Source organism: Blastomonas sp., from assembly GCF_046294995.1.
GTDB lineage: Bacteria > Pseudomonadota > Alphaproteobacteria > Sphingomonadales > Sphingomonadaceae > Blastomonas.
This window is the reverse complement of record NZ_JBKBOG010000004.1, coordinates 1-4,051: the sequence shown is the minus strand read 5'-3', so window position 1 is coordinate 4,051 and position 4,051 is coordinate 1. Positions and strand designations below refer to the sequence as shown.

Here is a 4,051-nt window from a genome sequence, read left to right as displayed (position 1 = left end):
CGCCAACAGGGGCGCGCGTCCCCCTCTCCCTTCGCCGCTTCGCGGCTCTTCCCTCTCCCCTCAAGGGGAGAGGGCGAGATTGATTAACCCAGCAGTTCCTGCTCGAGCTTCTTGGCCATTTCCTCGATGTTCTCGGGCGGCCATCCGGGGATGTCCATGCCGAGGCGAAGACCCATGCTCGAGAGCACTTCCTTGATTTCGTTGAGCGACTTGCGGCCGAAGTTCGGGGTCCGCAGCATCTCGGCTTCGGTCTTCTGGACCAGATCGCCGATATAGATGATGTTGTCGTTCTTGAGGCAGTTGGCCGAGCGCACCGACAGTTCCAACTCGTCCACCTTCTTGAGGAGGTAGCGGTTGATCTGGTTGGCATCGCCTTCGTCGGGAGCAGCCTGGCTGACCGAGCCCGAGCTGGTCTGGGTCATGCTGTCTTCGAAGTGGACGAACAGCTGCAGCTGGTCCTGAAGGATGCGCGCGGCATAAGCCAGCGCGTCTTCGGGAGCGACGGTGCCGTCGGTTTCCATGGTCAGCGACAGACGGTCGTAATCCAGTTCCTGGCCGACGCGGGTGTTTTCCACCTTGTACGAGACCTGACGGATCGGCGAGAACAGCGAGTCGACGGGGATCAGGCCGATCGGCGCATCGATCGGACGGTTGGCAACGGCAGGGACATAGCCCTTGCCGGTGTCGCAGGTCAGCTCGATGTTGAGCGTCGCGCCTTCATCGAGATGGCAGATCACCAGATCCTTGTTCATCACCTCGATGTCGCCCGAAACGGCGATGTCGCCCGCCTTCACCTGCGCAGGGCCGGTGGCGGAAAGCTGGAGGCGCTTGGGGCCTTCGCCTTCCATCTTCAGCGCGATCTGCTTGATGTTGAGGACGATATCGGTCACGTCTTCGCGCACGCCGGCAAGCGAGGAGAACTCGTGCAGCGCGTTTTCGATCTTGATCGACGTGATCGCCGCGCCCTGAAGCGACGACAGCAGCACGCGGCGCAGGGCGTTGCCGAGCGTCAGGCCAAAGCCCCGCTCGAGCGGCTCTGCAACGAAGGTCGCCTTGCGCTTGGGATCACCGCCGGTCTTGATTTCAAGACCGTTCGGCTTCTTCAGTTCCTGCCAGTTCTTGATGTTGACAGTCATGGACTTCCCCTGAGTGTTGGGCGAGGGCGACGCTGTACGGTGCGTTTGGGAGCCCTGGCCGGAAATTTCTTGAGATGGCGCGTCCGCCATCCCTTAGGTGAACAGCCTGGGTGTCAGACGCGGCGGCGCTTGGACGGACGAACCCCGTTATGGGGGATCGGCGTCACATCGCGGATGGATGTGATGGTGAAGCCGACGGCCTGCAAGGCCCGCAGTGCCGATTCACGACCCGAACCCGGGCCCTTGACTTCGACTTCGAGCGTACGGACGCCATGTTCGGCGGCCTTCTTGCCGGCGTCTTCAGCGCAGACCTGTGCGGCATACGGGGTCGACTTGCGGCTGCCCTTGAAGCCCATCATGCCGGCAGACGACCAGCTGATCGTGTTGCCCTGAGCATCGGTGATGGTGATCATGGTGTTGTTGAAGCTGGCGTTGACGTGAGCAACCCCTGCCGAGATGTTCTTGCGCTCGCGCTTTTTGAGCCTTTGCGGTTCGCGTGCCATAATGTGTTATCCTGGAAAATATGCCCCGAACGATCGGGGATTGTGCTGAAGACAGAAACAAGGGCGGGACGCACGAAGCGCCCCGACATCCTTACTTCTTCTTGCCGGCGATCGGCTTGGCCTTGCCCTTGCGGGTGCGCGCATTGGTGTGCGTGCGCTGGCCGCGGACCGGAAGGCCCTTGCGGTGGCGCAGGCCACGATAGCAGGCCAGATCCATCAGACGCTTGATGTTCATCGCGGTCTGGCGACGAAGATCGCCTTCCACGGTGAGATCGGAGTCGATGGTTTCGCGGATCTGCAGCACTTCGGCGTCGCTCAGGTCCTGAACGCGGCGAGCATGATCGATGCCCAGCTTGTCGGCGATTTCCAGGGCCCTGGTGCGCCCGATTCCATGAATGTAGGTCAGCGCAATGATAACGCGCTTGTTGGTTGGGATATTGACCCCGGCGATACGTGCCACTTAATACTTCTCCTGCTCCACAGGGTGCGTCTGCCGCAACCCCATCTCATAGCTACATGGCCATCAAGCGCAAAATACAGGCCACACGCATTTTGCGATGCGTTGCCTGTTTCTAAACCACTTAATGGAAATGAGTGCCGCGCATAAGCGGAGTCGCCCATGCTGTCAAGCATGCGACAAGACAAAAGCGGCGGTAGGCGCGACGAATGGTGTTGCGCCTGCAGTTGCCTTGGCATCATACTCGCTGGCGGCCCCGCGCGCAAGACGGACGCATGACTGCAGGGGCCAACCGGGGGGCCGCATGACCGAAAGCCTGAACAGCGCCGAGCGCTTCACCATCGCGGGCACCGTGATCGATCCCGGCGCCAGCGCGACGATCGCCATCCCCGTCAGCAACACCGCGACCGGCCTGCCCGCCAGCCTCCATGTCCGCGTGCTCCACGGCGCACGCCCGGGCCCGTGCATCTTCGTCTCCGCCGCGATCCATGGCGACGAGATCACCGGCACCGCGGTCATCCAGCGGCTGCTCGCCAAGCTCGACGCGCAGTCCATGGCGGGCACGGTGCTGTTCCTGCCGGTGGTCAACATCTTCGGCTTCCAGGCGCACAGCCGGTACCTGCCCGACCGGCGCGATCTCAACCGCTCGTTCCCCGGCAGCGCGAAGGGATCGCTCGCCGCCCAGCTTGCCAACACGTTCCTCAAGCAAGTGATCTGCCACTGTACGCTGGGCATCGATATCCACTCCGCCGCGGTCCACCGCTACAACCTGCCGCAGATCCGCATCGCGCCGGACAACGAGAAACTGCGCGAGCTCGCGATGCTGTTCGGCGCGCACGCGGTGATCGAAAGCCCGCTGCGCCCCGGTTCCTTGCGCGACATAGCGCGCGGCGAAGGGGTGGACATGCTGCTGATGGAGGCGGGCGAGGCGCTGCGCTTCGACGAGCTTTCGGTGCGCTGCGGGGTCAACGGCGTGCTCAACGTCATGGCGCATCTGGGCATGATCCAGCCGCACCCCGAGGCCACCAGCGTCACCATCCCCGCCCGATCACGCCGCGCGGTCTGGGTCCGCGCGCCGCGCGGCGGGCTGTGCATGCTGCAGAGCAAGTCAGGCGACGCGGTAACCAAGGGCCAGGTCATCGGCCGCGTCGCGGGCATCTTCGGCGACGACGGCCAGGAATTCCGGGCCCCGATCGAAGGCATCATCATCGGCCACGCCGTGCTCCCCGTGGTCAACCAGGGCGACGCGCTGGTGCACATCGCCGAGGTGATGCGCTTCGGCGATGTCGAGGAGCGGGTGGATCAGATTACGGAAGGGTTGTTGAACGATCGGTTGCTAGATGAGGATGAGTTGATTTGAGGGGGGGATTACGGATGTCAGTTTCGAGCTGACCGGCGGTGAGACCTAATTTCGAACGATGGGCGAGTCGATCGAGCCGTTTCAATAACGCCCGGCGTCAGCTACGAATGGGGGCGCGCAATCCGCGCTGACAAAGAAGGCCAGTTTGCTTGCTTTGAAACTAGGGATGGAGCTGACCACGAGCTTTCGCCATCTGCGTCAGGCGCTTTGAGATCAGCTTCCATTTCTTTTCTTCATGGGGTGTGTAGTCGGCAAGCGCGTGCGAAGGGTTTGCGGGAACCGTTCCAACTGCTTCCAACGGATCGCCGCAGCAACCAATTGACTCTCCACAAAACTCTCCGACCGTTACGCCATATACGGCGCCAGACAGATTGCCTGTGCTTGTGTAGAGCGCATGGGAGCTAGCTGCATCAGTAAGCGAACTTCTATCAACCGACATCAAACCTTTGTCGTTAGGCTGGGGCTTGAACCGATGGGACTGTCATGATTTTCGTGTGTGGGCGGGCATAATGGGTAAAAAGGAGTCCCCCTATGTCCCGACGCAAAGAACCCGCTATACCTAATGAGCTTCTCGACCAACTGCTGGCAGGAGGCG

General features: G+C 61.9%; 4 protein-coding genes. 1 reads left to right on the top strand and 3 read right to left on the bottom strand.

Going from position 1 to position 4,051, the window contains the following annotated elements:
- Positions 1–83 precede the first annotated feature (83 nt).
- The 3 genes from ACK4R0_RS07005 to rpsM form a co-directional block, all read right to left on the bottom strand.
- Positions 84–1,136: a DNA-directed RNA polymerase subunit alpha gene (locus tag ACK4R0_RS07005; protein ID WP_409672269.1), complete on the bottom strand. Its 1,053-nt coding sequence runs from the start codon at positions 1,134–1,136 to the stop codon at positions 84–86.
- A 113-nt stretch (positions 1,137–1,249) separates the two neighbouring features.
- Entirely contained in the window at positions 1,250–1,639 is a 390-nt protein-coding gene (rpsK, locus tag ACK4R0_RS07000; RefSeq protein ID WP_409672266.1) for a 30S ribosomal protein S11, read from the bottom strand.
- Positions 1,640–1,730: 91 nt separating this feature from the next.
- A complete protein-coding gene (rpsM, locus tag ACK4R0_RS06995; RefSeq protein WP_409672263.1) occupies positions 1,731–2,099 on the bottom strand; it encodes a 30S ribosomal protein S13 in 369 nt (122 codons plus the stop codon).
- A 301-nt stretch (positions 2,100–2,400) separates the two neighbouring features.
- Between rpsM and ACK4R0_RS06990 the strand changes: the two genes are divergently transcribed.
- On the top strand, positions 2,401–3,456 hold the full coding sequence (locus ACK4R0_RS06990; protein ID WP_409672260.1) for a succinylglutamate desuccinylase/aspartoacylase family protein: 1,056 nt from the start codon (positions 2,401–2,403) through the stop codon (positions 3,454–3,456).
- Positions 3,457–4,051 lie beyond the last annotated feature (595 nt).